Below are 22725 nucleotides of genomic sequence, written 5' to 3'. Positions count from 1 at the left end.
TTTTTTAACGCTAAACATTAACGCCGCAATACCTTAAGTGTAGCCTTCTTCAACCTCTATCGGCTGCACAATATAATCACTCGCTTTTAAACCAAACCATTGTGGTAACGTTACTCCTAGTGCCACAGATGAACAGGTTCCACAAACGATCCCGACGAATAATGCAACAGAGAAGCCTTGCAAGCTGTCGCCAGCCAAAAGCCAAAGGCTTGATACAGTGACTAATGTTGTCCCCGATGTGACTAAAGTTCTTGAAAATGTTGCTTTAACAGCGTCATCAATAATAGGAGCCGTCTTAGATTCTGGGCGCATTCTCATCAACTCCCTCACTCTATCAGCAATAATGATTGAGTCATTCAATGAGTAACCAAGCACCGCCAATAAGGCCGCCAATACCGTTAAGTTAAACTCCAATTGAAATAGAGAGAACACGCCCAATACGATAACAATATCCGTGATCAACGCCATTAAAGCACCTGATGCCAATCGCCAATCAAACCGCATACTCAAATACACCATAATTAATAATAAGCATGCAATGACCGCTAAGCCGCCCTGTTCAACCATTTCTTGTCCAACTTGTGGGCCAACAACACTGTTGCTGTATACTTGCACGGAATCACTGACTGGTAACAGCTGTTGCGTAATACTGAAATCGGGTAATTCATCATGGTTATAACGGATTGTCCACTGACCTGCTTGCGCGCCTTGAGTCACTTGCACATCTTGTTTAAGCACTTTATCTAAATGCGCTTTTAACTCACTACTTGCCACGGTTTGGTCAATCGCGACTTCAGCCACTACTCCACCAGTAAAATCGAGCCCCCAGTTAAACCCTTTAACGCCCATAATCGTCATTGAAACGACTAATAGTATTAAAGATACCCCTGTCATAAAGCATCGTAATTGGGTCAATATTGATGTTGGTGCCGTTAAAGACAATCTCTCAATTAATTTTTTCATTATATTTTAACCATACGACGCTGATCGCGTCCCCAAATAAGATTAATGATGACTCTAGATAAAAAGATCCCAGTGAACATACTGGTTAGAAGACCTAATCCCAATGTAAGTGCAAAACCTTGGATAGGACCATTACCAATCGAATAGAGTGCGATAGCAACAATCATAGTGGTTAAATTAGCATCCCAAATGGAAGAGAAAGCGCTATCAAAGCCTGTGTTTATAGATTGAGCAAAACTGTAACCTTGTTTCATTTTGTCTCTAACACGCTCAAAAATAAGCACATTGGTATCAACGGCCATACCAACAGTAAGTACTAACCCTGCGATACCTGGCATAGTGAGTACTGCGCCAGGAATTAAAGCAATTAACCCGACTAACATGACTAAGTTAATGCACAATGCTGAATTAGCAACCCAACCTAAGCGACGATACCATAATGCAATAAACGTCAGTGTTAATCCCAAGCCTAATGCTAAAGCAGCAAAGCCATTCTTAACATTTTCAGCTCCAAGAGTAGGTCCTATGGTACGCTCTTCAACAATGGTGACAGGTGCAGTTAGCGAGCCTGCACTTAACAACAAGGCAAGTTGCTGCGCCTCAGCAAGATTTCCACTACCAGTGATCTGAAAACGACTACCTAACTGAGCTTGAATCGTTGCAACACTAATGACCTCACTGTTTTTAATGCTAGTACCATCTCGACCTTGTGTGTACTCGTTATAAACCGTTGCCATAGGCTGGCCAATGTTTGCCCGAGAATGATGTGACATTTTTCTCCCCCTGAAGAATCGAGCACTAAATTCACTTCTGCCAATCCCATTTCACCAATGCTAGCCCTCGCATCAATAATATGCTCACCACCGAAGATAGCGTTTCTATTGAGGTAAACAGGCTTTCCATTTTCATCATTAATAACTAATGCACCGGGTGAGCGTTCACTGACTAAGCTATGAAATGATAATGATGCGGTTGCGCCAATAACGTCCTTAGCTGCAGCTGGGTCTTGTACGCCAGGTAATTCAATCCTTATTCTTGATTGACCTTGTCTTTGTACCGATGCTTCAGTAATCCCTAAATGTTCAATTCGACTGCGCATAATTTGTAAATTTTGTAGCACTGTAGATGCACGTAACGCGTCTCTTTCTTCTTCGGTTTGACTCAATATTAATTGATTATTACTGACTGCTCTTTGCCATTGCGGAAACTCTTCACGAGCAACTGAAATCGCCTTTTGTAAGCTTTCTGACGACCTAAAACTTAAATAAACGCTATCATCGACATGGCGACCAGTTGAGCCTCTGACTTTAGCGCGAAACTCATCCATAACCACCTGCCGGTGGGCGTGATAAACAGGCTCCATATCCACATCAAGTAAGAATTGCACTCCACCACGTAAATCCAAACCTAACTTGATTGGCGCAAAGCCTAAGTTGGTTAGCCAATCAGGTGCTGAAGGTTCCATCGCTAGCGCAATAACTTCACCCTCAATGAGGTGCTGCTCCATAACATCTTTTGCTTTAGCTTGTTGATTATCATCTTGTAATACAATAATCGTTTGTCCATTTGTTTGATGGATAGCTGTTGTTGCTATATCGGCCTGAGTGAGATATTTCGACACAGCGAGAACATCAATAGTTTGGTTAGGATGCTTAATATGTACTGAAGCCTGTTCGCCGTACCATGAAGGTAAAGCGCTTAAAAATAAAATCACGATGCTGACGCTCAGCACGATATATTTCCAAATCGCATTACGATTTAGAGGTTGGTGTTGTTTTTTGTTCACAATAAAATTCTCTGACAATACAAAACACAAGGCACTGTTCGAGCTTATTGATAACGCATGGCATTCCTTAAAGGAGCTTCGCGGTTCAATAATCAAAAGCGCACGGTAAAGTTCCGATAAATATCGGATTTCAAGCCAAAGAAATTAAGCTAGACGTTGATGGTTATGGCTATACAGACTATTGCCATCTTTCCAACCGGAAACACGGGATATTGCGGAGCTCAGCTGGCTGGTCCAGTGATTAACAAACTTGGGAGTTGAGATTGGAGCAATATAGCGATTAAAAATCATCGGTTCAAAAAAAGCGATGAGAAGGGAGTAATTGGGTTTTTCGCCGATACCTGCGCGGTTATCATGACTCACGACTCGGCGAAAATCATTGAGAAAATCAAAGCGCTCAATGTCACTGATAAGTGGCAAATCTTTTACAGGCTCAATGTGAGTTTGATTAAAGCTGGTTTCAAGCTCTGTGGGTAAAGCGACATCATTCACAATGGGATTAATATGGCTAACTTGATAACTTATTGAAGACCCAGAAACGTGTGAAGCTGGGTTTCCCTCGGCAGCAATCATCGTGGAGAATAAACTCAACGATAAAAATAACACTATAAATGCTAAGCCACGGGTTATCACAATGCTATTCCTTAATGATGTAGAGCGATTATAGGCAATCACTTACAAGTTAACACTCAATTTTTAGAGTAATAAGACTCCCCCTCAGGACAAAGAAGAAATAAACTATAAAAATCAGATAACTACATAAAGTTAATAATAATTAATAACAAGCGACTCATTCTACAAATAGTTTTATAAAGTTAACCTTGTTCTATCTTGTCCCCATGACTTGGCGGCGTAGAGGTCACCGTGAATACCAACTCACTATTATGTTGATTACTTAATTGGTGGGCTTTACCAGCACCGACATGAACCCCTTGCAACGGATTAACAGTCAATACTTCACCTTCCACTTCTATCGTTGCTATACCCGATAAAACGAAAAAAAACTGCTCTGATTTCTGGTGAAAGTGTCGAGATTCAAAGCTACCTGGCGGCACACGCTCTTGGATAACACTTAATTGCTTTGATTTCACCAGATGCCAACCATCACAATTATTTCCCCATATATAATGCTCTGCTGATTGCTGACTTATAACTGACAAACTTGCTCCTAGATAAGTTAGATAGTTCTTTAACGGTTTGAATAGTTACCCTAATCAATCAAGATACATTATCCAACACATATTTGGCCATTTATAAAAAACGCAAAGTCCGTTAATTCCAAATTTTGAAAGCAAAAAGCCCACTACAAAATAGCGGGCTTTTCTAAATATGGCTAAGAGATAGGGATTTGAACCCTACATTGATCGCTACAAACCTTTTAACTCTCTAATCAAACTCACTCAAATTCTAGAAAGCAAAAAGCCCGTTACTTTGCAGTAACGGGCTTTTCTAAATATGGCGCAGAGATAGGGGTTTGACCCCTACATTGATGCGCTACAAACCTTTTAACTCTCTAGTCAAACTCACTCATGTTCTAGAAAGCAAAAGCCCGTTACTTTACAGTAGCGAGCTTTTCTACATATGGTTCAGAGATATGGGTTTGAACCCTACATTGACACGCTAAAACCATTTCATTAAAAGTTCGAATCCAGACACAAAAAAGCCCGCTACAAAATAGAGGGCTTCTCTAAATATGGCGGAGAGATAGGGATTTGAACCCTACATTGATGCGCTACAAACCTGTTAAGTATATTCCGAACTAACTTAAAACCCAGAAAGCAAAAAGCCCGTTACTTTGCAGTAACGGGCTTCTCTAAATATGGCGGAGAGATAGGGATTTGAACCCTAGATGGGCTACAAACCCATGCCGGTTTTCAAGACCGGTGCATTCGACCACTCTGCCATCTCTCCGAACGCCGTGAATAATATAAGTATCAGCGGTCATTGTAAACCGTAAATTTTGAAAAATTATTCAAATGGTCATCAAATCGTCTTTTTAGATAATAATTAACCAAAACAAACCCACATTACGCAGTTAACCACGCCAATAAATAGGCTTATTTAAAATAGGTAGCGATTGTTATACGAATCATTTCAGCCATATGACGATGATATGACGACATAGTGTGCTAAAATCGCAATTAATTATTTCTAATACTTGTAGCTATGACCACAACTTTGATCCCGACGTCGCAACTTGCACCTCAATTCACTTTACCTCAGTCTTTACCGAGCACCGTTTACTTAAGCCATTTGCTATTAGGTCAAGAGCGAGCTGTAGAAGCTTTTCAGCTAATGACTAAGCTTGAGAATCAACATCTATTCTTGGCTGATTATGCGGGTATCGATCGTCAATTATTAATAAAAGCGATTGTCGAGCAAGCTGATACGCCATCTGACTCCTATTTAGTGGCCAGCAAAACACCCACTGAGGATTTGGATTTTAGTTTTCGATGGCAAACAGCATTGCCTGCAGCATCAGTTGGTATTATTGCAAGCCAAAATAAGTCATATCATTACCTCAGTGGCTCTATTCGCCGCGCTGAACTAATCGGAAGAATGGTTAAAACAGACAAGTCTAGCCAATATAAGGCAGGGATATTAGCCAGTCACCATTATGTATTCATCGACGTAGAGTCATTATGGAAGCGCGAAGCGCTTTAGGAATTTGTGATGCAAATTCTCCAAGATAATTGCTACAAAATTAACAGTGAACTTGCCCCTATTCCACTTAATTGTAAAATCATTTTAGTGGGTAATGCTAACTTATTCAGTCATTTGCGCTCTGAAGACCCGGTATTTTTAAAGTACTTCCCTTTGCTGGCTGAACTCAATTCAGAATTAGATCTAACCCAATACTCTGAAGCCCAATATTTACAGTGGTTACATAGCCTCGCAAAGCAAGTCGACGTTACATTAGAAACTTCAGCCCTAATGACGTTATTTTGGCATAGTGCAAAGCTCACTGAACACCAACAACGCTTAAGCCTATCAAGCATTTTATTATCACAATTAATGCTTCAGGCAGCGAGTTATACAACATCAAAAACGGTCAGCGGCACGTCAGTAACCAAAGCCATAAAACAAGCTAAACGTCGTCACGAAACCTCTGAGCTTTATGCCGCTCAAAACTTTGCAGATAATTTCATTAATTTGCAAACATCAGGTGAGATGATAGGCCAAATAAACGGATTAACTGTGGTCGATACCGACGATGCAAGCTACGGTGAGCCAGCCAGAATTACCACAACAGTTCATTATGGTGACGGCGAAGTTATCGATATTGAAAGAAAATCTGAATTAGGCGGTAACATTCATACTAAAGGCATGATGATCCTTTCAGCCTCTTTGTATCGTATATTCGGCCGCGATGCGCCATTACATTTGAATGCCAATATTGTATTTGAACAATCCTATCAGGAAATTGATGGTGATAGCGCCTCACTAGCAGAATATTGCTGTCTAATGTCAGCAATTGCGGAGCAACCTATTAATCAATCGATTGCAGTCACTGGCGCACTTGATCAATTTGGTAATGTCCAAGCAATTGGTGGGGTGAATGAAAAGATTGAAGGTTTCTATCGCTTATGTTTACAACGTGGATTAACCGGCGAACAAAGCGTCATTATTCCAAAAGCAAACGTTTTACAACTGAACCTGTCTCCTGAAATTATTGAAGCGGTTGCAAATGGTAAATTCCACATTCATGCCATTGAGCATATGGATCAGGCCATCAGTTTGTTAATGGGCATTGAAGCAGGCCAGAGAAATGAAGACAATGATTTTCCTGAAAAATCTCTTTATGGTTTAGTTCAGCAGCGCTTAGAAAAAATGGCGGGACAAGATGAAGAAGAGATTGAACCGTCATTTTTACAACGAATTTTAATTAAATTACGGATAATCTAGTGATCGGAGTTGTTTAGCTTACACGTGTTCGCTATCTTGTCTGCCTATTCTCGAATAAGTGGTAATTTTTAAATGGTAAAAGCTAATAGTTTCACAAAAGAAGAGCTAATCGCTTGCGGTAACGGTACCCTTTTGCGCCTAACTCACCTCGCTTACCTGTTGATAATATGCTGATGGTCGACAGAATTACCAAAATTAATGAAGATGGCGGTGAATTTGGCAAAGGCGAAATCGTCGCTGAACTCGATATAACACCTGAGTTATGGTTTTTTGATTGCCACTTCAATGGTGATCCCGTTATGCCTGGTTGCTTAGGTTTAGATGCCATGTGGCAATTAGTTGGTTTTTATCTCGGCTGGGAAGGCGCTGAAGGTAAAGGCCGTGCACTGGGTGTTGGTGAAGTTAAGTTTACTGGTCAAGTATTACCAGATGCCAAAAAAGTCACTTACAAGTTAACTTTAAAGCGTAAAATACATCGTAAGTTGGTTATGGGAATTGCTGATGCAACAATGGAAGTTGATGGCCGCGAGATTTATTCCGCTACTGATTTAAAAGTCGGTATTTTCAAAGATACATCGACTTTTTAAGCAAGTTTTTAATTGTCCGTGAATAAAAGTATCTAATCAGTTTAAAGTCTCTTTAGCTGTCATTACTACTTACTCAGAGCAAATATGATAAAGATATAGGTTGATACTACTTTAAAGCCCTCAACATCGTTTGAGGGCTTTTTTAATATGTGTTTCCTTACTATTTGTTAAACAATCCACTTAACCTGCCGTCAACACCTTCACGCCACCCGCCTAGCCATTGTGATTTAGAATCTAAAGTTCCATAAGGACAAATTTCTTTCGAGCGTCCAGCAATGCCTGCTTGGAATCCTTTAGAAAAAGCTCTATCTAGTCGATCTCTTTTTTGTCTTTTCATTAACACATCCTCGTTTTGTTAATTAAGCTTTTGGGTCGATAAATACCAAAGCTTCATCATTAGGAATAGGCGCTTTTTTAGACAAGATCAATGTCGATTTATGACAAATTTATGGGATTTTAATTAACGTATTGAGAAAAAACAGAAAAAAAATCGAGGAAAAAACCTCGACTTTTTATTCAAAAAATGCTCAAGCTAGTTTGCTTTTCGACGACGTAACCAAAGCAAAGGTAAACTTAACAACCAAGCCCAAGATGCAGCACCTTTACGCTCATATGGCTCGTCTTCTACTAAGTCAGACTCAGTACAGGCTTCTTGATTTCCTGCTGCTGGCTTAAGTACGACCATACGAGTTAAGAATGAAGTAACAGGATCGCCATTACCATCAATCTCAAATAATGGTGTACCGTTCTCACCCAAAATCAAATTACCATCAGTATCATATTGGTAAACTGGTTTACGAACAAAAGCAGTACCAACAATCGTACCTTCTTCATTGATACTGTTTGCTTCTACCACATAAAACTCAGAACCATAGGTAAGAATAGAGCCGTCACCATCAATCACTTCAATTGGGTGACGTGACCAGTTACCGTCTTCATCTTGTTCATAACCTTTTGACTCACAGGTCAAATTGTCATTGATATTGATAAATTCATTATCATTCATGTTGAACAAGAAGGCAGCTTTCGGACGTGGCTTATCTTTATCATAAGTCACTTCAATATTACCGACGACTTGTCCGGCATTGTTAATCGACTTAGGCTTGCTGGTTAGATCTGAGATGCCGTCTTGAAAGTCATCAGGAATAACAATTTCTGCACCTGGATCATTAATATCGTAATAGAAGAACTTTTCACGTAAGTAGCCACTGATGTATTTTTGTAAGCTACCAATCACGATACCGTTATCGTTAATATCGTATGCAATCGAGCTATAAACTGTATCACTGAAAATATCTGGATCAATCCAGTTATATTGGTAGTCACCATTGCTATCTTTTTGCCAGTAGGCAGCATCCTGGTACAAGTCATCTTCTTTACCATTACGGTATGTATGAGAGCGACCGACGACCACACCATCATTATTGATACCTAAACCTTGAGCAATGTAGTTCAGTGTTGAATCTTCGTCAGGTGTTAGCCCCAATGGAAGTTCTACGATGTTATCCTCAGGTATCGTATTATCAGCTTCAATTTGCCATACATGTGCACGTGTTTGGTAAGAAATATTACGTGTACCGTTTGATGGGTATTGATCTGCCTGAACACAGATTTCTACTGGAACTGGAAACTCAGCATCTTCGTCTTGGCTTGCGTCGATACAATCATCGATACGACCTGCACTGTACTCAATGATATCAGTACTTGCATAACCTGCGACTAAGTTATTATTGTTAACGGCAGCTGCTGCTGACCAACCACCTAGCTCAACAACAAAGTCATCTTCTTCACGAACATAAGTTTCGTATGAAGGGACAAGTTCAATTTCAGTACCGTCTGCGGTCACAGCCACGCCACGCAGTTCAAAATCTCGGTAATACCAAAACTCTTGATCTTCGTCAGTGCCTTCGTAATCAATGGTTTTTTCAGGCGCTGTGTATGAACCCACTTTCACTTCTGAATCGTTCATACCATAAAAATAGGTATCAACAGAGTTAACCACTAACTCGCCTTCATCATCAACTTCTGTTGGTGGTGTTGTACCATTAATGCTGTAAAAGTTTGGATTCCATGGAGACTCAGGGTCATTTTCTTCCGCAGTGAAAGTGAAGTTATTCGCCACAATCGGTAAAAATACCGAATAGACAATCGCTTCTTCTGGCGCAATACCATCTTCAACGTCAATAACATCATCTTCGTCTTCATCATCAACAGATAATTTCTTTTTACCTTTTGATACGCCAACTAATTCATTATTTGCATTAACAGCTAATGCATAGCCACGGCTGGTTCCGTCAACATTTCCTTTGAGATCAAAATCTTCAATATTAACGATTTCGTATACGGGTGCTGCTTGAACACTTCCTATAGCGCCTAGCACACTCAAGGCAACGACTGATAATGCCTTATCAAACTTCGACTTCATTTTAATTCCTATTGTTATTATGCGCTTACTTCAATGACTCGAGTTCTTCCCAACGTTCAAAGCAAGTGTCCAATTCCTGTTCTTTTGTTGCCAACGCTTGTAACACTGTGTTGACTTTATCTTGTGGTTGGCTATAAAAATCAGCCGAAGCCACAGTATTTTGTAACTCTTCTACTTCTTGCTCAAGCTTCTCCATTTTGGCGGGTAATTGATCTAACTCCCGTTGAAGCTTGAACGATAATTTTTTCGGTGCTGCAGCAGCCACTTTCTTCGGTTTTTCTTGCTTAGTTTCTGCAGGTGCTGATGGTATGACAACAGATGTTGCTTCAGGTTCCTCAGAATAAAATTTAGCGCCTTGAGAAACTGCATCATTATAGCCGCCAACATATTCGTGCCATGCACCATTACCGGCAAACCACCAACTACTGGTGACCGTATTATCAATAAATTCACGGTCATGACTTACAATCAGTAAGGTACCTTCAAAATCCGTTAGCAAAGACTCTAACAATTCTAGTGTCTCAACATCAAGGTCATTGGTTGGTTCATCAAGAATAATTAAGTTTGCAGGTCGTAACAGTAAGCGCGCTAACAATAACCGGTTTTTCTCACCACCAGATAAGGCTTTTACTGGCGTCCTTGCTCTGGCAGGTGAAAACAAGAAGTCTTGTAAATAGCTCAAAATATGGCGGTCTTGGCCATTAATGGTGACAGTACTTTTACCGTCGCCAACATTTTCTTCCACTGTTTTTTCAGGATCTAGCGCTTCACGATACTGGTCAAAGTAAGCAACCTCAAGTTTAGTGCCGACTTTAACTTCACCAGATTGTGGCGTTAACTGCTCAATCAATAACTTAATCAAGGTTGATTTACCACAGCCATTAGGACCAATCAGTGCAATTCTATCGCCGCGCATCACGGTTGAACTGAAGTTTTTAACTAAGTCTTTTTCAGGCAGGTTGTAATTTACATTTTTAATGTCGAAGACTAACTTACCTGAACGCTCTGAGTCACTGACATTCATCTTAGCGTTACCTTGACGATTTAAGCGTTCACTTCGCTCAACTCGTAAGGCTTTTAGCGCTCTTACTCGGCCTTCATTACGGGTACGACGAGCCTTAACGCCCTGTCTAATCCAGGCTTCTTCTTCAGCCAGTTTCTTATCAAAATGAGCATTTTGTTCAGCTTCAACACGTAACCACTCTTGCTTACCTTCAAGGTACATTTTGTAGTTACCAGGCCAAGATGTGACGACCCCTCGGTCAAGGTCGACAATCCGTGTTGCCATGCGGTGAATAAATCCACGGTCATGGCTCACAAATACGATAGCGCCTTTAAAACTTAATAAAAACTGCTCAAGCCATTCAATGGTGTCAATATCAAGGTGGTTAGTTGGTTCATCAAGGAGCAATAAATCTGGCTCGCTTACTAATGCACGAGCTAATGCAACCTTACGTTGCCAGCCACCAGATAACTCATTAAGTGGCTTATCAGGGTCAAGCCCTAGCAGTTCACAATTCTGTTTAATACGTGAATCTAAGTGCCAGCCATTGTTATGATCAAGTGACTCTTGTAAACGAGTCATTTGATTAAGCATTTTTTCCATCGCATCAGGATCGGCGGTTGCCACATCATGTGACAATTGGTGGTATCTATCTAATTGTTCACCAATCTCTTTAAGCCCAGCTGAAATATACTTATATACTGTACCCGTTTCTGCTTTAGGCGGGTCTTGCTGTAAGCGGCTAACATTGACATCAGAGGCAATATTGAATTCACCATCATCGAGTAATACGTCACCAGACAATACTTTCATTAAACTCGACTTACCTGCACCATTTCGGCCTACAATACAAACACGCTCACCCGGTAAAATGGTAAAGTCTGCGTTTTTCAATAATGGTGTGTAACCATACGCTAAAGAACCATTATTAATACGAACTAAACTCAAACGACGCTCCTAATAAAATCAGTTAGCTGTGACTCATCAAATGGCCAAAACAGCTCTTTATCACCCACAGATACCACTGGAATTGACACGCCATAGCGTGCAGCGAGATTTTCATCATCGCAGATATCAATATGTTGATAATGAATACCTAATTGCTCAACCAGAGCCTGAGCAATTTCACACAGATGACAACCATCTGTGTGATATAAAATCAAATGACTTTCTGTTGTTTTGCTTTGCAAACGATACCTCTTTGCGTCTATTTATTTAGCGTAAGGAGATTTTGCATGCGTAATTAACCACGTGTTATGGATATGCGGGTTGCGCTTATAATCCATTGGCAAGGTTTGGCTATCGATATTTTTAATATCCATTTTGTACTGGCTTAATAAATCGATGTCCATCTTAAACTTACGCTTGTTATTAGAGAAGATGATCTCACCATCTGGGCTAAGTAACTTAATTAAATCAACCAATAAAGCGGCGTGGTCACGCTGAACATCCCAACTGTCCTCCATTCTTTTAGAGTTGGAAAAAGTCGGTGGGTCAATGAAAATCAAATCAAATTGCTGGTCGCAATCTTTAATCCATTGAATGCAGTTAGCTTGTTCAAATTGGTATTGTCTAACATTGAGATTATTAAGCTCAAAATTCTCTTTTGCCCAAGCAAGATAGGTATTAGACATATCGACGGTCGTTACCGACTTAGCACCGCCAAGTGCAGCATGGACTGACGCAGATCCCGTATAAGAAAACAAATTCAATACACGCTTGCCAGCAGATTTCTCGCCGACCAATTTACGCGTTAAACGATGGTCTAAAAATAGGCCTGTGTCTAGATAGCCAGTCAGGTTTAACTTAAAGCGCGCATTATATTCTTGGGTAATAATCTCAAGCTTTTGCTCATCAAGTTTTTGGTATTGATTAGTGCCTTTTTGACGTTCACGGGTTTTAAGGGTAACTAAATCAGGGTCAATACCTAACGCAGCAGGCAGCGAAAGCAATACATCAGTAAGACGACGTTTGGTAACAGCCTCAGGAATACTTGCTGGCGCTGAATACTCCTGAATCACAACGTGATCGACATATTTATCAATAGCAACGTTATATTCAGGTAAATCGGCATCATAAATACGGTAACTATCGATACCCTCTTTTTTCGCCCATTTAGTCAGTTGCTTCATATTCTTTTTAATACGATTAGCAAATGCTGGCGAAATATCAGCAATATCGACGCCTTCTGGCAATACAGGCGCTTCACGACGGGTGCTTTTAGCGTGTAAAGTGTACAAGTTAAAGCCACACTCTAATGCACCATTAAACATCTTCATTTGTTTATCGGCTTTAAGCTTCAAGGCTGACAATAATTCGATGTCACTACATAGCATTGCGATTTTCCATCCGCCAAAGTCTTTTTTGAACTTATCCCCAAGTTGGTAATAAAGTTGTAATAACTCAGTGATGCTACCTAATCGTTCTCCGTAAGGCGGATTAGAAATTAAAAAACCTTCAGTAACTGGTGGGGTGACATTCAGCGCATCTGAAACGGAAAACTCGATCAAATCAGCGACACCGGCATTTTCAGCATTTTTCTTAGCTAATGCCACTAAGCGAGAATCGATATCAGATGCAAAAACTTCACTTGGCAGCGAGTCTTACCCAAAGAAGCACGTGCTTTAGCTTCCTGTAGTACGGCTTGCCAAACTGCGTCATCATGACGTTGCCAATGCTCAAACCCAAAACGTGCACGTTGCAAACCTGGGGCGATATCTGACGCCATTAATGCCGCTTCAATGACGACTGTTCCACTACCACAAAATGGGTCGAGCAAATCCGTTGGGTTGGCTTGCCAGCCACTACGGGCCAACATATTCGCTGCTAGATTTTCTTTTAGTGGTGCTTCACCTGTTGTGGCACGATACCCACGTTGATGCAATGAAGGTCCAGAAAAGTTAATCGATACTGTTAATTGATTATTTCTAAAGTGGGCGTCAATTCTAAATTCAGCATTTAACCGTTCAACGTCAGGACGGCGCTCGCCATCATCACGAAAACGGTCTACGACTGCATCTTTAATTTTTAATGCACCGAATTGCGTATTATTGATAAAGCCACCCGTACCATGGAAGTCGATACTGAATGTACTCTTATTAGAAAAATGCGACGGCCAATCAATACAGTAAGCTGCGTTATAAAGTTGCTCGGCTGACTCACAAGCCCCTTTATAGATAACCACGACAATGCGACTCGCTAGTCTTGTCCACAATGTAATTCTATAGGCAAGCTCAAGTGGAGCAGAAAAATATACGCCCGCAACGCTTTCCTTAACATCAGTAGCACCAAACTCTTTAAGCTCATTGGCTAAGCTATATTCAAAACCCTTAGGGGCTGCAGCAAAAAAATTTAACATGGAATTGGCAGTCATCATCTCACAGATATAATTAAGTCGGCATTATATACCTAATCAAGAGTTCAAGTGAGAAAATGTGGTTGAATTGGATAAATACTCATCTTTTTAAGACAATTTAATTCAAATTACCTCACCAAATGGGTCATTCTCACTAATAAGTCGTTCCCTTAGCCCAAGTATCGCTCGGTCAATAGGCAAGCGACTCAGAATAGAGATAGCGGATTTGGCGATTAAAACGACTGAATATGACTAAAATATCGATTTATGCTCATTAACCCAGCAAACAATCATAAAATTGTCATTATGACTTGCCAAGTACAGCTTAGCTCGTTATAGTTCGCCCCGCTTAAACGGACGCGGGATGGAGCAGTTTGGTAGCTCGTCGGGCTCATAACCCGAAGGTCGTTGGTTCAAATCCAGCTCCCGCAACCAATTTTGTAATGGTATCAATTGATTACCAATATAATGATAGCAACAAGGTATTATAGCTAAGCTATATCGCACTGTTTAAGCAAGATAGTTTATATTCGGACGCGGGATGGAGCAGTTTGGTAGCTCGTCGGGCTCATAACCCGAAGGTCGTTGGTTCAAATCCAGCTCCCGCAACCAATATAACCACTATCATTATTAAGTACGGACGCGGGATGGAGCAGTTTGGTAGCTCGTCGGGCTCATAACCCGAAGGTCGTTGGTTCAAATCCAGCTCCCGCAACCACTTAATAACAAAAGATAAAAATCGGACGCGGGATGGAGCAGTTTGGTAGCTCGTCGGGCTCATAACCCGAAGGTCGTTGGTTCAAATCCAGCTCCCGCAACCAATTTTATCAATACCTATCTTATTTAGTTATTTCCCCTTGTTATACTTCTGTTTATTTCTTAGTTTGTTATTACAATTAAAGAGTTTAGTTTTTGATATCTACCCAGTTTATGTATCTATCTCTACGCTTTGCTATCGATTGCGCACATATTCAATGCTCGTGAAATATCTTCTATCAAGTCCTCTACGTTTTCCAATCCGACAGAGATACGCAATAGATTATCGGTAATGCCGGCAGCAGCTCTGGCTTCTGGGGTATATGGCGAATGAGTCATAGAAGCTGGGTGCTGAATTAACGACTCTGCATCGCCTAAACTGACAGCAATAGTAAATAGTGACAAACTATCGACAAATTTGATTGCCTGTTTGATGTCTCCTTTTATTTCAAATGCAATCACCCCGCCCGCACGTTTCATTTGTGAGCCAAGAAATCCATGACCTTGATGAGACTTAAGCCCTGGATAGAACACCTTTGCTATAGCTTGATGCTGATTAAGGTATTCAGCTAATATCTCTGCATTATCACAATGTCTTTGTAATCGCACATCTAAGGTTTTTATTCCACGCAAAATTAGCCACGCGTCATGTGGCGAAAGTACGCCACCAAAATCTTTTAAAATCTCATACTTCAATTTGTGGATATGCCCCTCAGAACCGCACACTATTCCGGCAATAACATCACCGTGACCATTTAGATATTTTGTGGCACTGTGGATGACCATGTCGACTCCCATGTTAATAGGCTGCTGTAACAATGGCGTCATAAAGGTGTTATCGACAATCGTAATCAGGTTATTGCTTTTGGCGATATCGACGATGGCGCTCAAATCGAACACTTGTAAGTGAGGGTTCACAGGGGTTTCACAAAATAATAATTTGGTATTCGGTTGAATGGCCGCTTCTATGGCTAAAAGATCACTAAAATCGACGAAGGTTGTTTCAACCCCCAAACGGGTTAACTGACTACTTAATAGAGCGAAAGTACAGCCGTAAATCGCGTTTGAGGCAATGAGATGATCACCTGATTCCAAATGAGTCATAAGCGATGCCGATACTGCAGCCATCCCAGACGCACAGGCAGCTGCTTGTTCAGCCCCTCTAACAAAGCCATTTTACGCTCTAACTCATTGGTTGTCGGGTTACCTAAACGAGTATACATGTATCCAGCTTCATCACCCGCAAAGCGGGCTCCTCCTTGCTCTGCATTATCAAAAACGAATGTCGCACTTTGATATAGTGGCGATACCAACGCTCCAAGCGCATCTTTCTCGTGCCCTGCGTGGATGGCTAATGTGGCTAAATTCGATGGTTTATGCATCTTTTTCTCCCTTCTTACCCATTCATTAGAATTGTGATTGGTGTGGGTAAGTCAAACTCAAGATACATGTGCTGATAAATTAGCCAATGCTAAAACGACTTTTTGATATCTTCAAACTTGTAAAGCCAAGATTACGAAAATCCGCAAGCCCTTTAATCAAGCCTTTTCCACATCTCCTCTTCAACGAGATCTTCACCATCGTATCTTTGTGTATGCCACTCATTTTCTTTTAACATAAATAAAAAGCGATAGGACTCTCCTGGCTTCACCCCAAATGAGCTCAACGTCGGAAACTCGGTATATTGATTATTAATTAACTCGTAATGACCACTAGCACTTGCCCAAAATGTCTTTTTCCCGCCCTCTTTTTTCATTGTCGTGAAGCTAAAGTGCGTTGCCGACACAAGCTTAATAGCAGATAAATTAAGTGTCTTATAATCAACCCATTGTTTATTCTCATTGAGGTACTTGCCATCAAACAGCGCCCAGCTACCAATCAGAGGATTATGAAGGGATTCTTGCTTAGGCTGATTTTGGCCTATTGCTAAAGGTATACTTGTTAGCATGATGCAAAACAGCCCCAAAACCTTAAGGTTTTTAGCCTTGGTTAGACGCCCTAATTGACGATATAACTCAGTGAATTTAATGTTCATCTGCCAGTATCCATCCTATTGCATGAAATTTAGGTGCGATAAGTCCGCTAAAACAATGCGTTAAAGTAATACTGTTATGATAATCAAGTTACACCCGGCGTATAGCAGACATAAGTCTATGTTTGGTTTGTAAACTTAAGTCATACTAAAGAAAAATTATTCACGCACTTAAGGTTATCGTGATGAAAAAACAGACTGAGAAACAAAAAATGCTAGCAGGCCTGGCATATGATGCGTGGGATGAAGTACTTCTAGCTGCAAGAAATCAGGCAAAATTAGTGTGTCATCAGTTTAATCAGCTCAGTCCATTGGATAATGATAAACGCCAAGCCATGCTAAAAACATTACTTAATATCACTGGACACTGTCATATCGAAGCAAACTTCTTCTGTGACTATGGCACTAATATCACCATCGGCGATAATTTTTATGCCAATCATAATTTGGTTATTTTAGACGTCTGTGAAGTCAAAATAGGAAGCAATGTTATGTTTGGCCCTAACGTTATGTTATCAACGGCCACACACCCGATTGATCCTATTGCACGCCGCAATACTGAATTCGGAAAGCCGATTACGATAGGAAATGATGTTTGGTTAGGCGGAAATGTTTCTGTATTGCCAGGCATTACCATTCACGATAACACTGTGATTGGTGCAGGAAGTGTTGTGAATAAAGATATCGCCGGCAATGGTGTGTATGCCGGCAACCCTTGTCGTTTTATCAAACCAATCGCTTAGCACAATGTGGTTCATTGGCTCAACTTATTGATTTTATTTAGAGACAATTAACATAAGACTAAAGCGACTGCTTTAGTCTTATCATGCCTTCATCAATACTGATTAGCGCTTGATACCCAAAATCGTTTTTTGCTGCGCTAATATCAAAGTAATGACTGGTTGATAATTGCCTTGCTACAAATCGTGTCATTATCGGTTCTTGCTGTTTCTTTAAAAGGCCATATAAGCCTTCTAAAACCACTCCTGCTGCATAGGCAACCCCTGCAGGTACTCGTTTTTCAACGGGGGGATATCAACACAAGCTAAAATTTTATTAAGCATATTAGCCATTGTTATTGGTTCATCATTACTCAAGAAGTAGGCTTTACCAGCACAGTTTGCTTGATGACTTAACTCTACAGCGGCAAGAATATGTGCAAATGCAGCATTATCGACAAAGATCGTATCAACTAACTTATCTTGCTTGCCTACTAGTTTTAATTTGCCTTTTTTAGCACGCTCAATCACCCTTGGAACCAAGTGCGGATCCTCAGGCCCCCAGATTAAATGAGGTCGTAATGCTGTGGTTTTAAGCTCTTCACTATTTGCATCAAGAATCATCTTTTCTGCTAGCGCTTTTGAGTGGCCATAATAATTTAAAAATTTAGCCGCATATGGCGCTGATTCATCAATTCCTGCTTCATCTTCACCAGCAAAAGTCACACTTGGGGTACTGGTATACACAATACGGTCAATTTGATGGGTTTTACTCGCCCTAATGATATTGGCGGTGCCATTAACGTTAGGTTCAAAATAACTATCTCTAGTTCCCCAAACACCGGCTTTTGAAGCAACGTGAAACACGAGATCGCAGCCTTTCATAGCGTTAACCACCCCATCATAATCAGCAAGATCACCTTTAAACATCTCAACACCCATTGCAGTGAGTTCAGGGTAATCACCACGGGCAAATCCTACGACCTCAATTTGCGCGGCGCGCAGACGTTTACAAATACTCTTACCTAGAAAGCCGCCCGCTCCGGTAACAAATACCTTGTTTGCCGTTTGCTTAAGTGCTGCTAATGCCGTTTGTTCTTGAGGCAGTAAATCAGTTAATTGAAGCTGAGCGCTATTTACTGAGGTCATTGAGTTCGCTTCCAAATGAGTTAAGGGCTTATTTTCAATTTGAGTCACTTACGCTTCCTTCCATTGTGCTTGTGCCCAAACTGCCAGCTTTTCGCGAAATATTTTTGCATTATGGCGGACATCAACAGGAAAATCTGGATGAATAAGGAATCGACTGATCCCCACGGTATGAGAATGCTTTTCAGCGATTGCTAGCAGGTCACTATAGAGAATTTTGCTATCTGAACAGGCGAGGCCTTTATCTAGTTCAATACACAACAAAGGAAAAGTTTCACCATTTATGCTGATAGGAACAAGTGCAGAACGTTTAACCTGCGGATGGGTATTGAATACTCTTTCACAGGGAATAGAAAAATAACGTTTTTTATCTGAACCAGTTTGGTCAACACGATGCGCCTTGCGGCCACACATCCATAACTGCCCTTCTTCATCAAGATAGCCAACATCGCCCATTCTATGACGAATATGCTCACCATCTGAGATTTTAGCGATTGCAGTTGCACTTTCACGATGATAATAACTGCGGCTCACCATTGGACCTTTTACCACAATTTCACCAATGCTACCGCTATCGAGCATCAAGTTATCATCCCACTGTTTAAGCGGGTTCTCGGTGATATCAATAATCGCAATTTCAACACCTTTAATCGGGTGACCCACACAAATTCCTAAGCCGTTATCTGTTGCCTCTGTGGTCTCAAATAACGCCGAACTCGGCATCATACTAATGGGTAACGACTCAGTAGCACCATAAGAGTTTAGCACTTCAACACCGCTTCTCAGCATATGACTGAAGCGCTTTATCGAAGCTATTGTTGCTGGGGCGCCAGCTGAAATTACGCGTTTAACGCTATGTAATTTATGCTGTTTATTCTCACCTGCTTCACCTAATCGCTCCAGTAAAGCTGGGTTAACAAACATATTTGAACATTGATACTTTTCAATTGCCGCAAACAAGTAATCAGGGTTGGCGGTAATCGGTTTACTGGCATCCATAGCTGGCACAATCGATGCCATTCCAAGCGCTGGACCAAATAATGAAAATAACGGAAATGTCGCTAGGTCTCGCTCACCAGGCTTAATGCCATAATCATGTTTCAATGCTTGAATTTGAGCTTCAAACATCTCGTGACTATAAACCACCCCTTTGGGGTGCCAGTGCTACCACTGGTAAACAATATCGCCGCCATGGCATCTTTTGCCAATGCAGCAATGGGATAAGGTGCAGAGGCCGTATTTTGGGGTAAGTCACTTATCGCCTTCGCCCCTGCCAAAAAGCATGCGATCCGACTGTCTCCCACATTGAGGCATTGTTTAACTGAACCTTTACCCCATCCAAGAATGCGCCTTGCAATATTTGCCTTCGTAATACCGATAAAAACATCAGGTTGCGACTCTTCAAAACATTGTTTTAGGTTTTTTACGCCCATTCCAGGGTCAACCAGAATGGGAATAATTCCTGCTTTGAATAAGGCAAACGTCAGTACAAAAAAATCAATACTTGGTGTCACCATTAATACCGCTTTCATTCCAGCTGAAATACCATCGGCATTTAAGCGATAAGCCATTTCATCGGATTGCGCGTTTAGCTGGTTAAAATCGATTTCTTGATATGACAGTGTCGATGATGCCGTTTGCACGGCAACGGCAAGTTCTGTTGGAGAGTGAACAGCTGCATGCTGAAGGTGCTGACAAATGTTGGCCGAAGGTAAAGTCATAATGTTGATGTCATCTTATTGGGGATACCTGTAACCACTGAAGTATCTCATTAGTGTATTAGTTATCTCTTAAACCTATAGAGCATTCATTTTAATAAAAAAGGGCATTGTTAAAATGCCCTTAGATACTACAACGTTCAATATTTTATAGATTAAGATTGAGGTTGCTCGGCCATAAAATGTTGGATTAAGCCAATCACATCTTCACTGGCATCTTCTAAAATGTAATGGCCACAATCATCAAACTCACGTACTTGGGCATGAGGCATGTGTTGGCGCCATTTATCAAGAAAATGCTTGTCGAATACAAAGTCCTGTAAACCCCAACAAATCAAAGTCGGTACATTCGAGAACTGCGGTAAACTATCAGCAATACTAGAAACCAAATCATAGTTTCTGTCTTCTGGTTTTAATGGAATATCTTGCACAAACCGTAAAGTCGAAATACGATTTTTCCAGTTATTAAACGGAGCAACGTAGGCTTCTCTTACTTCTTTTGGCATTGGGTTACGTTTAACGCCTACGTATGATGCAATTGAAGAAAATGCGTTAAAGCCACGAACTAAAAAAGTACCTAGAATAGTTTCACGACATACCCAAAGTGCCCAAGGAAACGGCTTTGATTCTGGCAAGTGGAAAGCCGCTGTATTTAAAAATACTAAACGCTTAATTCTGTCAGGGTAACGAGCAGCATAGCCCATACCAATCATTCCGCCCCAATCATGAACAACCAAGGTAATGTTGTCTTTTACGTCTAGATGATCAAGTAAAGCTTCCAAATCATCAATACGATTTTTAAGCGTATAATCATAATCTGGATCGTCAGGTTTATCAGACAAACCACAACCGATATGATCAGGCACGATACACTGATGAGTTGGGCTTAATGCACCCACCAAATTACGGTAATAATAACTCCAGCTTGGATTACCATGAACCATAACAACAGGCTCACCTTGACCTTCGTTGACATAATGCAATTTATTGCCATTACGGTCTAAGAAATGGCTATCAAAAGGTAATAAATTCTCTAACATGATGCTTCCTAATCTTTTTTTATTAATCCTAAATACACAGCTAGCGAACTACCACTTGATGCCAAGCATCATACAGTTGAGTCCGCTACCTATTCCTAGGAAGCTCACTTGATCGCCAAGTTTTAAAAAACCTTGATCATGGGCAATTGCAGCAGTGACAGGCAGCGAAACGGTGCCCATATTGCCTAAGGTTTCATAAGTAGGGAATTCTTTTTCATGCGGGATATTAAGCGCATTTAAAACTTGCTTGCGGTTTGAAGCACCGACTTGGTGACAAATCACTTTATCAACTTGTTCGACTAACCAATCACGTTGGGTTAAGAAATGCTCCCAAGTGTGTTTAGCTAAGTCGACACCTTCTTTAAGTAATGTGACAGCGTCAGTTCGCATAAACTCACGATACAGCTTCTGGCTCGTCTCCTGTAGCCCCCACTGACATAGCTCGTGATGCTCTGGTGCCGATAAATGACTTGCACCTAACAATTGATGCTGACGAGTGTTTTTAAGCGGCAGGCTTCCATCGGTTAAAATGACGGCAATGGCACCTGAACCACCTGTTAGCGTGGCAAGAGATTGGGCAAAGTTTTGCATAGTTGGGTCTGACAACATGTTATCAATCGTCACCTCAACAATGTCACGTGCAGATTCACACGATACCACCATGCCCGCTTTGATTTGGCCTAACTCAATACGGTTTGCAATATCTAAGATACCTGACAGCACACCTAAGCAGGCATTACTAATATCATAAATCGCTGTATCTTTTGATACGCCAAGCTCTGCTGCAACTCGACAAGCCGTAGCAGGCTCATGTTGGTCACGACATACGCCGGTATAAACCACTGCACCTAAGTCGCTAACACTAATGCCTGTCTCATCGACCGCTTTTCTGGCAGCACAAAGTGCCCCATCAGATAAACGATAACCTTTCGGCCACCAGCGGCGTTCTTTAATACCGGTTAATGCGGCTAATTGCCCCATCGGGATACGAAACTTTTGATAAAGCGGCGCAAGGCGAGATTCTAGGTCTAGACTTGACACCACTTGGGGTGCAAGTTCATAAGCCATACTATTAATAAAAACGCGGGAATATTTCATGAAACCGTATCAATCGCTCACTTTAAGGTCGCTATCAGCAACCGAATTTATTGGTATTTGTTATTAACCCGCCATTTGAACAAGAAAAATCCAAATATTCAATACAAAACCACTTTACGGGCCATTTAAATCTACTTCATTGAGACATGAAAACAGAAAAAACAGCCCAAAAAATCAGAATTAATACTAAA

General features: G+C 41.0%; 11 protein-coding genes, 5 tRNA genes and 7 pseudogenes. 7 read left to right on the top strand and 16 right to left on the bottom strand.

Features of this window, described 5'->3' with window-relative positions:
* Window positions 1-33: 33 nt before the first annotated feature.
* The 5 genes and pseudogenes from secF to ACGEDC_RS16270 form a co-directional block, all read right to left on the bottom strand.
* Window positions 34-963, bottom strand: a complete 930-nt coding sequence (secF, locus tag ACGEDC_RS16290; protein ID WP_394494491.1) for a protein translocase subunit SecF — start codon at window positions 961-963, stop codon at window positions 34-36.
* Window positions 963-2749: pseudogene (secD, locus tag ACGEDC_RS16285) on the bottom strand (protein translocase subunit SecD). The gene secF and the pseudogene secD overlap by 1 nt, the downstream one beginning before the upstream one ends.
* Before the next feature lie 144 nt (window positions 2750-2893).
* Window positions 2894-3382 (bottom strand): hypothetical protein, encoded by a 489-nt coding sequence (locus ACGEDC_RS16280; protein WP_394494489.1) that lies wholly within the window; start codon window positions 3380-3382, stop codon window positions 2894-2896.
* 182 nt (window positions 3383-3564) lie between these two features.
* Window positions 3565-3909, bottom strand: coding sequence for a cupin domain-containing protein (locus ACGEDC_RS16275; RefSeq protein ID WP_065108405.1), 345 nt, complete (start codon window positions 3907-3909; stop codon window positions 3565-3567).
* 660 nt (window positions 3910-4569) lie between these two features.
* Window positions 4570-4660: transfer RNA gene (locus ACGEDC_RS16270), tRNA-Ser, on the bottom strand.
* A 255-nt stretch (window positions 4661-4915) separates the two neighbouring features.
* Here ACGEDC_RS16270 and ACGEDC_RS16265 point away from each other — a divergent pair.
* Window positions 4916-6655, top strand: a pseudogene (locus ACGEDC_RS16265) (S16 family serine protease).
* Between the two features lie 72 nt (window positions 6656-6727).
* Window positions 6728-7242: pseudogene (gene fabA / locus ACGEDC_RS16260) on the top strand (bifunctional 3-hydroxydecanoyl-ACP dehydratase/trans-2-decenoyl-ACP isomerase).
* A 160-nt stretch (window positions 7243-7402) separates the two neighbouring features.
* Here the strand turns inward: fabA and rmf are convergent.
* The 5 genes and pseudogenes from rmf to rlmKL form a co-directional block, all read right to left on the bottom strand.
* A complete protein-coding gene (rmf, locus tag ACGEDC_RS16255) occupies window positions 7403-7579 on the bottom strand; it encodes a ribosome modulation factor (RefSeq protein ID WP_055022981.1) in 177 nt (58 codons plus the stop codon).
* Window positions 7580-7774: 195 nt separating this feature from the next.
* Window positions 7775-9667 (bottom strand): DUF3466 family protein, encoded by a 1893-nt coding sequence (locus tag ACGEDC_RS16250; protein WP_394494486.1) that lies wholly within the window; start codon window positions 9665-9667, stop codon window positions 7775-7777.
* Between the two features lie 25 nt (window positions 9668-9692).
* Complete coding sequence (locus ACGEDC_RS16245; protein WP_065109210.1) at window positions 9693-11618, bottom strand: ABC transporter ATP-binding protein; 1926 nt, start codon at window positions 11616-11618, stop codon at window positions 9693-9695.
* Window positions 11615-11860 carry a glutaredoxin family protein gene (locus ACGEDC_RS16240; RefSeq protein ID WP_055022984.1) on the bottom strand — a complete coding sequence of 82 codons (246 nt, stop codon included), beginning with the start codon at window positions 11858-11860 and terminating at the stop codon, window positions 11615-11617. The genes ACGEDC_RS16245 and ACGEDC_RS16240 overlap by 4 nt, the downstream gene beginning before the upstream one ends.
* A gap of 21 nt (window positions 11861-11881) precedes the next feature.
* Window positions 11882-14028 (bottom strand): annotated as a pseudogene (rlmKL, locus tag ACGEDC_RS16235) (bifunctional 23S rRNA (guanine(2069)-N(7))-methyltransferase RlmK/23S rRNA (guanine(2445)-N(2))-methyltransferase RlmL).
* A gap of 355 nt (window positions 14029-14383) precedes the next feature.
* Here rlmKL and ACGEDC_RS16230 point away from each other — a divergent pair.
* The 4 genes from ACGEDC_RS16230 to ACGEDC_RS16215 all read left to right on the top strand — a co-directional run bounded on the left by ACGEDC_RS16230 (window position 14384) and on the right by ACGEDC_RS16215 (window position 14846).
* Window positions 14384-14460 (top strand) — tRNA-Met (locus ACGEDC_RS16230).
* A gap of 100 nt (window positions 14461-14560) precedes the next feature.
* Window positions 14561-14637: transfer RNA gene (locus tag ACGEDC_RS16225), tRNA-Met, on the top strand.
* Window positions 14638-14666: 29 nt separating this feature from the next.
* Window positions 14667-14743: transfer RNA gene (locus ACGEDC_RS16220), tRNA-Met, on the top strand.
* 26 nt (window positions 14744-14769) lie between these two features.
* A tRNA-Met gene (locus ACGEDC_RS16215) sits at window positions 14770-14846 on the top strand.
* 121 nt (window positions 14847-14967) lie between these two features.
* On the opposite strand, the pseudogene ACGEDC_RS16210 reads toward ACGEDC_RS16215, so the two are convergent.
* Together ACGEDC_RS16210 and ACGEDC_RS16205 are read right to left on the bottom strand one after the other, a co-directional pair.
* Window positions 14968-16163 (bottom strand): annotated as a pseudogene (locus ACGEDC_RS16210) (trans-sulfuration enzyme family protein).
* A 152-nt stretch (window positions 16164-16315) separates the two neighbouring features.
* A complete protein-coding gene (locus tag ACGEDC_RS16205; protein WP_394494483.1) occupies window positions 16316-16816 on the bottom strand; it encodes a hypothetical protein in 501 nt (166 codons plus the stop codon).
* A gap of 182 nt (window positions 16817-16998) precedes the next feature.
* Here ACGEDC_RS16205 and ACGEDC_RS16200 point away from each other — a divergent pair, with 182 nt between their 5' ends.
* A complete protein-coding gene (locus tag ACGEDC_RS16200) occupies window positions 16999-17556 on the top strand; it encodes a sugar O-acetyltransferase (RefSeq protein ID WP_394494481.1) in 558 nt (185 codons plus the stop codon).
* A 58-nt stretch (window positions 17557-17614) separates the two neighbouring features.
* Here ACGEDC_RS16200 and oleD read toward each other — a convergent pair.
* The 4 genes and pseudogenes from oleD to ACGEDC_RS16180 form a co-directional block, all read right to left on the bottom strand.
* Window positions 17615-18681 (bottom strand): annotated as a pseudogene (gene oleD / locus ACGEDC_RS16195) (2-alkyl-3-oxoalkanoate reductase).
* 48 nt (window positions 18682-18729) lie between these two features.
* Window positions 18730-20399: pseudogene (oleC, locus tag ACGEDC_RS16190) on the bottom strand (olefin beta-lactone synthetase).
* Window positions 20400-20551: 152 nt separating this feature from the next.
* The gene (locus tag ACGEDC_RS16185) at window positions 20552-21436 is read right to left on the bottom strand and encodes an alpha/beta fold hydrolase (RefSeq protein ID WP_055022989.1); all 885 of its coding nucleotides are present in this window, start codon (window positions 21434-21436) and stop codon (window positions 20552-20554) included.
* A 48-nt stretch (window positions 21437-21484) separates the two neighbouring features.
* Complete coding sequence (locus ACGEDC_RS16180; RefSeq protein ID WP_055022990.1) at window positions 21485-22534, bottom strand: 3-oxoacyl-ACP synthase III; 1050 nt, start codon at window positions 22532-22534, stop codon at window positions 21485-21487.
* Between the last annotated feature and the right edge of the window lie 191 nt (window positions 22535-22725).

This window comes from Shewanella sp. ENK2 (assembly GCF_043568515.1).
GTDB lineage: Bacteria > Pseudomonadota > Gammaproteobacteria > Enterobacterales > Shewanellaceae > Shewanella > Shewanella japonica.
The sequence above is the reverse complement of the archived record's forward strand: the minus strand, read 5'-3'. Positions and strand labels throughout refer to the sequence as shown.